Source organism: Neobacillus drentensis, from assembly GCF_036965245.1.
In the GTDB taxonomy this organism is placed as follows: domain Bacteria; phylum Bacillota; class Bacilli; order Bacillales; family Cytobacillaceae; genus Neobacillus; species Neobacillus drentensis_G.
In genome coordinates this window covers 23,114-29,419 of sequence record NZ_JBALPG010000121.1, presented here as the reverse complement: position 1 = coordinate 29,419, position 6,306 = coordinate 23,114, and the positions used below count along the sequence as shown (strand labels likewise).

The window sequence follows — 6,306 nt, the reverse complement described above, 5'->3', positions numbered from 1 at the left end:
GTGATAGATTTTACCTTATTTTATTGTTCATAAAAAAGGACAACAATGACTGTTGCCCCTTCTTTTTACCCTTTTTTATTTTAAACACCGGTAAGCATTGCTTGAATTTGTTCGATCAGGAGAATCGTGAATCGTATTTTCTTCATTTTGGCATTGCTTGGATATCCAATTTTATTTTCTGTGTTAATATTATTTAGCAGTATAACCGCCATCTATTACCAATTCAGAGTGTAGATGCATTATAAGCTGCGTAGACCATGGTGGTGTTTATTTTATTTACGTTTTTAAATAGTATGGATGAACTATTGCTTTTCATGTACTTTTTATTCCGGCGACAAAATGTCCACCGAGAAATCAGTAGAAAAGACTTCTCCCATTATGAATAACTTCGGCAACAGCTATACTGGAGACGTCCCACGAACATTCTCAATTTGGGAAGCCAATAATTTTTTATTGAATCTAGGCATAGAAATCTTCTATGTCAAAAATAAGATGATTTCATCAAACTAGTATTTTTTCATAGCTATCATATTGAAAAAGTTTTAGATTCGATTTCATGAAAGGGATCGATATTTCCCGTGATATATTTGATACCACCATATCACAATTCGGGATATTACGATCTAATAGAATTCCAGCGACCGTTCCACTATGGGCAACAACCGTTCCTCCCCGATAGGTGTCAGCTATTTTTTTTATGATGAAAAACAGACTTTGGCAATATTTTTTGGTTCACCTGCGCACTTATCGTAGCTGCCTTGCAAATATCAGCAAGATTTCTTTCCTTACAGCCTCTTTTCACCAGATAATAGGCTTCTAAAAATTGCTTTTGATCCTCTAGGCTATACGTTTTTTGAACTTGATTAAATTCGATCGTATCGATGGTACCTCCGAGGTCGATCCCAACGAGGATAAAAGGGGGTAAGTCCCCAAAGCTCTCCAGGAGCTTACCGTTAAAATAATCATAGGCCACAATCCCCTCATACATTACCCCATCCGTGGGCTCAACCTTTGCGGCAATGGTTGAAATCATTTCATTGGTCAGAGGAAGAGAATAACTGTCAGAAATGGCTCTTAATGCGGCTGTGATATCAGCGGAGCTGCTGGCAAGCCCCTTGTCAGCTGGGATATTGGAGTATATCTCAAGATGTCCCCCTTCCTTTATGTCAAATCGTTTGAGTAACAATTCTCCTCCCCTTATGGCTTTTGTCTTTGAATCTACTACTCTGATTTCGGAAATGGACGGGTCTGGGGTAAAGCTAGCCTCGCTTCTTAAACTTGGGATTGGCAGAGTGATTAAAAAAGGGCGGTCACCGATGACCCCTTGTACAAGTTCTCCAAACGTTCCATGACAGCTTCCTTTACCAAGTTTCATTTTTAATCTCCTCTCCAACTATTCCATCCCAGTTCAACCATGCAGAAGATCGCCTCCGTGTCCATACTTTTGAATGTAGGATTAAAACTCAATTCCCTTCACGGCAGGAATTCCTTCATTATAATAATGCTTCACAGGCTTCATTTCCGTTACTAAATCAGCGCATGCGATAATTTCCTCCTTTGCTGACCGTCCGGTAATCACAAGATGCATTCCCTTGGAGCGGTGCTGGATCAAATCAAGGACTTCCTCCAATGGAAGAACATCCTCAATCGGAAATTTATCGATTGACAGGGCATTATTCAATTCATCTAAAATCACAACATCATAACCGCCAAAAAGCACCTTTTCTTTCGTAAAAGCCCACGCTGATTTTAAGGCCTCCCTATGTTCCTCCGGTGTTTTGGTCCAGGTAAAGCCCACTCCCGTTTGAACGATTTCAATCCCTAATTTTTCGAACGGGATTTTTTCCCCATAGGTTCGTTCGGGAGATTTAATAAATTGAATCATGAGCACACGTTTCCCCCGTCCGGCTGCGCGAATAGCGAGCCCTAGGGCAGCGGTTGTTTTTCCTTTTCCATCGCCGGTATAAACTAACGTAAGACCCCGCTTGGCTTTGTTTTCTGCCAATTCTTCCATCCCATTCACTCCTCGTTACAGCCAGACCGTTTTTTCTTCAAATGATGTCCGTGCCGGCGCTTTGGCTTTTTTTAAGGCTTCATTATCAGGATACCCTATAAACAGGTTTCCGATTATTTTCTTGTTTACAGGTGCTCCGATAAATTCATACATCCGTATATCCCGAACGAGTCCTACGCCTCTTGTCCGCCACACCAGCCCTAAACCTAATTCCTTTGCGGCAAGCCACATCGAATGAATCGCGCAGCAGACGGCATATTCATTATCGATAGAGGCCTCTTCATCCCCTGGTACAATGTCGGCTGTTACGACAATGTGCACCGGTGTCGTTTTCAGTACCTTTAAGGAGCTTTCGATCAGATGGGGTTTCGTTGGAAAGCGCTCCTGCAAATAGTCATTTGCCAACGCCTCATACCGTTTTTTGGCTTCGCCTTTTATCACATAGAAGCCCCAAGGCTGCCGCATCCGGTCATTTGGAGCCCATGTGGCTGCTTCTAATAGAGTTTTAATTTTTTCGTCTTCGACCTCTCGCTCCGCATAATCACGAATCGCTCTCCGATTTTTGATTTCCGCTATAATCGACATTTTACTCCCTCCCTCTTCCGACTGCTAGTTTACTTCTTCTTCTTGAAACCAGTTTAATTTTTCCCGCATGCCAACTACGTCGCCAACAAGGACAATCGCTGGATGGGTGATGCCTGCTTGAAGTGTCCGTTCTTCGATATTTTTTAAACTGCCGGTAACTGTCTTCTGCCGGGCGGTTGTCCCCCATTGAATAATTGCTGCTTTCGTATCAGGGCTTTTACCGTTCTCTATTAACCTAGTACATATATAGTTTAAATTCCCAATCCCCATATAAAAGGCGATCGTATCGATCCCTTGTGCGAGAGCTGGCCAATTCAAATCATCTTGTTCCTTTTCCTCCCGGCCATGGCCTGTTACAATGGCAAAGGAGGAAGCATAGTCCCTGTGTGTAACGGGAATTCCAGCATAGGCTGGTGCAGCGATCCCTGATGTAATCCCCGGCACGATTTCATAAGGTATGTCATTTGCTGCGAGTATTTCCGCTTCTTCGCCTACACGGCCAAAGATACATGGATCGCCCCCTTTTAATCTGGTGACGATTTTTCCTACAGTTGCTTTCTCGATTAAAAGCTCATGAATTTGTTCCTGAATGATGTGATGCTTCCCTGGCTGTTTGCCGCAAAAAATCAACTCTGCCTCTGGTTTTGCGTATTTTAGCAGTTCATTATTCACTAAACGATCATATAAAACCACATCCGCCTGCTGGATGCACTCCACCCCATAAACAGTGATCAGCTTGGGATCTCCTGGTCCAGCACCGACAAGATACACTTTTCCTATGGACATGGGAAGAATCGCCTTTTTGAGACCATTCATTGGGTAATCCCCCTTTTTTGAAATTCCTTCATTTTTTGTTCAATCAAATCAAGTTTTACGTGCGCCCTTACATGATCGGCTAACAGATCAAACGCTTCTTCACGCAGAAGGTTAAAGGATATACGCTGATCAATCGGATCTAAGCCTTTTGCTTGGCGAATCTGATTCAGCAGCTCCTTACGAAATTCATCATTATGAAAAATCCCGTGAAAGTACGTGCCAATGATTTTTTCATCTGCGGTTTTACAGCCATCTGATCGGCCTTGTGTATCAATGAGCCCCAGGGATTCTCTGGTCTTTTTGGTTTCTCCCATATGAATCTCATAACCGGACACGTTAAAATGTTTACCGTAAAGACTTAAAAGCCCTTTTGATAATTCGGTCGTTTTGTCTTTTGTAATGGTCGTACGGATAGGCAGTAAGCAAAGACCTTCGATTTTATGATGTAGTGATTCGATTGCAAACGGGTCCTCGATTTTTTCGCCGAGCATTTGATAGCCGCCGCAGATCCCAAATAGCACGGATTGGTTCTTTTTCTGTAATTCCACGATTTTCTCGGCTATTCCACTTTTTCTTAAAAAGAGCAAATCCTCAATGGTATTCTTAGTTCCTGGAAGAATCACTAAATCTGGATTGTGTAATTGATCCGCTCTTGAAATAAACCGAACATGGCAATCAGTTTCGGCAAAAAAAGGATCCACATCAGTGAAATTAGAAATTTTAGGATACTGAACAACCGCAATATCGAGTTCTTTTTCGGTATTTTGTACTGATGTATATTGATTTAAAATAACTGAATCCTCGGCATCGATATTTAAATTCTTTAAATAAGGAATCACACCGAGGACTGGTTTACCTGTATATTCCTCAAACCATGTTAATCCGGGTTCCAGGAGCCGAATATCGCCGCGGAATTTATTAACGATGACGCCAATGACACGGGCACGGTCCTCAGGCTCCATAAGCTGAAGGGTTCCTACTAAACTGGCAAAAACTCCCCCTTTTTCGATATCCCCAATCAATATCACAGGAGCACCTGCCATTCTTGCTACCCGCATATTGACGATTTCCCTGTCATTCAAATTAATCTCGGCCGGACTCCCTGCTCCTTCAATGACAATCCGTTCATAATTTTCTGATAAAACGGAAAGCGATTCTTGAATAAGCTTTAGTCCTGTTTGAAAGAATTCTCTTCGATAAGCACCGGCTTCCATGTTTTTGTACGGCTTACCATGAACCACAATTTGTGATTGGTTATCTCGGTTCGGCTTTAGCAAAATCGGATTCATATCAGTTGTCGCCTGAATTCCTGCCGCTTCGGCCTGGACCCCCTGGGCTCTTCCAATTTCTTTCCCGTCCACTGTGATGTAGGAGTTTAACGCCATATTTTGTGATTTAAAGGGAACTGTTTTATGTCCGTCCTGGGCGAAAATACGGCAAAAGGCCGTCACGACAACACTTTTGCCGACATCCGAATTGGTACCTTGAAACATAAGCGGAAGAGCCTTAGCCATTTTCTTTGTACTCCTTACATTTCTTGATCCAATTTTCGACCAATTCAGGGCACGAACCAAAATGAAAATGGGTATAACCAGCGATTAAATTTCCATTTCGATAACCCTCTTGTTTATAGCCCCGCATTCCTTTTGTTTGGTAGGCAGGCTGAAATTCTGTTCCTGGATGAAAGGTAGAATAATGGAATTCATGGCCTCTTGCTCTCAAATCTCCCTCTAACAAGAAATTCCCTTCCTCTGCTGTGATTTCACGATATCCTAAGGCAGCGAGTTTTAGCTGCATTTTCACCTTACCAGGAATAATGCCGACCATTTTGTAGTTTTTTCCATCGGATGTTTCAAGAGATTCCGTTAAATACATAAACCCGCCGCATTCCGCCAAGGTTGGCAGCCCTTTTTCAATCGCCGATCGAATCGAATTTTTTACCTCTTTATTTTCGGCCAGCTCATGGGCAAATTCTTCCGGAAAGCCCCCGCCAATATATAAGCCATCCACACGTTCTGGCAAATTTTCGCCCTTTAAAGGAGAAAACTCGACCAACTCGGATCCGGCAGCTTCCAGCATTTCCAGATTTTCCTTATAATAAAAGTTAAAGGCTGCATCTCTTGCCACAGCCATTCGTACGACTGGCCGTTCCCTTCTCTTAAACTGCGATTCATTTACCTTGAGGGTTGACGCTTTTGCCAGCTCATATAAAGAATCAACATTGATGGTTCCGAGGACAAATTCTCCTAGTTGGTCAAAAAACGGATCTAATTCGCCCCGTTCAACAGAGGGAATCAACCCTAAATGCCGTTCCGGAATCGTCAGTTCCTCGTTTCTTTTCAAATACCCAAGGACGGGAATGCCGCACTCTTGTTCAATCGCAGTTTGGACAATTTTAAAATGTCCTTCGCTCCCAACCCGGTTGGCGATAACGCCGACAATATTAACATCCTTGAGAAACTCTTGAAATCCCTTTACGATGGCGGCTGCGCTCCGGGCCATGCTGGCACAATTGACCACGAGTACCACCGGGCTTTCCGTAATAAGACTGATTTCAGCTGTGGAACCTGTATTGTTCAGTGGATTTTTTCCGTCAAAAAATCCCATGACGCCTTCGATGATGGAAATATCCGCGCCATCACTCCCGCGGATGACAATCTCTTTGACCAACTCTTTGTTTAGCATCCAGCTATCAAGGTTTCTCGATATTCTGCCGGTAACGGCTGTATGGTAGGTCGGGTCAATATAATCCGGACCGCATTTAAATCCCTGAACGGTGTATCCTTTTTTCATAAGCGCCGACATCAGCCCGATCGTCAAGGTTGTTTTTCCAACACCGCTTCCCGTTCCTGCTATTACAAGTCTCCGACTTGACATTCCATTTCCCCTCC

6 protein-coding genes are annotated in these 6,306 nt (G+C 43.1%); all 6 read right to left on the bottom strand.

From position 1 onward, the window contains the following. Window positions 1-682: 682 nt before the first annotated feature. Entirely contained in the window at window positions 683-1,375 is a 693-nt protein-coding gene (locus V7150_RS21020) for a GHMP family kinase ATP-binding protein (protein ID WP_335522163.1), read from the bottom strand. Between the two features lie 81 nt (window positions 1,376-1,456). Further along, a complete protein-coding gene (cobO, locus tag V7150_RS21015) occupies window positions 1,457-2,014 on the bottom strand; it encodes a cob(I)yrinic acid a,c-diamide adenosyltransferase (protein ID WP_335522161.1) in 558 nt (185 codons plus the stop codon). Between the two features lie 15 nt (window positions 2,015-2,029). After that, window positions 2,030-2,599 carry a nitroreductase family protein gene (locus V7150_RS21010; protein ID WP_335522159.1) on the bottom strand — a complete coding sequence of 190 codons (570 nt, stop codon included), beginning with the start codon at window positions 2,597-2,599 and terminating at the stop codon, window positions 2,030-2,032. A 24-nt stretch (window positions 2,600-2,623) separates the two neighbouring features. Then, the gene (gene cobA, locus V7150_RS21005; protein WP_335522165.1) at window positions 2,624-3,385 is read right to left on the bottom strand and encodes a uroporphyrinogen-III C-methyltransferase; all 762 of its coding nucleotides are present in this window, start codon (window positions 3,383-3,385) and stop codon (window positions 2,624-2,626) included. Between the two features lie 26 nt (window positions 3,386-3,411). Continuing rightward, a complete protein-coding gene (locus tag V7150_RS21000) occupies window positions 3,412-4,929 on the bottom strand; it encodes a cobyric acid synthase (RefSeq protein WP_335522157.1) in 1,518 nt (505 codons plus the stop codon). Next, window positions 4,922-6,292 carry a cobyrinate a,c-diamide synthase gene (locus V7150_RS20995; protein WP_335522155.1) on the bottom strand — a complete coding sequence of 457 codons (1,371 nt, stop codon included), beginning with the start codon at window positions 6,290-6,292 and terminating at the stop codon, window positions 4,922-4,924. Before V7150_RS20995 ends, V7150_RS21000 begins: the two co-directional genes overlap by 8 nt. Window positions 6,293-6,306 lie beyond the last annotated feature (14 nt).

Bases quoted from the DNA above. Each gene is read 5' to 3' on its own strand.
- V7150_RS21000 (WP_335522157.1), bottom strand. From the start codon at position 4,929: ATGGCTAAGGCTCTTCCGCTTATGTTTCAAGGTACCAATTCGGATGTC.
- V7150_RS21010 (WP_335522159.1), bottom strand. From the start codon at position 2,599: ATGTCGATTATAGCGGAAATCAAAAATCGGAGAGCGATTCGTGATTAT.
- V7150_RS21020 (WP_335522163.1), bottom strand. From the start codon at position 1,375: ATGAAACTTGGTAAAGGAAGCTGTCATGGAACGTTTGGAGAACTTGTA.
- cobO (WP_335522161.1), bottom strand. From the start codon at position 2,014: ATGGAAGAATTGGCAGAAAACAAAGCCAAGCGGGGTCTTACGTTAGTT.
- V7150_RS20995 (WP_335522155.1), bottom strand. From the start codon at position 6,292: ATGTCAAGTCGGAGACTTGTAATAGCAGGAACGGGAAGCGGTGTTGGA.
- cobA (WP_335522165.1), bottom strand. From the start codon at position 3,385: ATGTCCATAGGAAAAGTGTATCTTGTCGGTGCTGGACCAGGAGATCCC.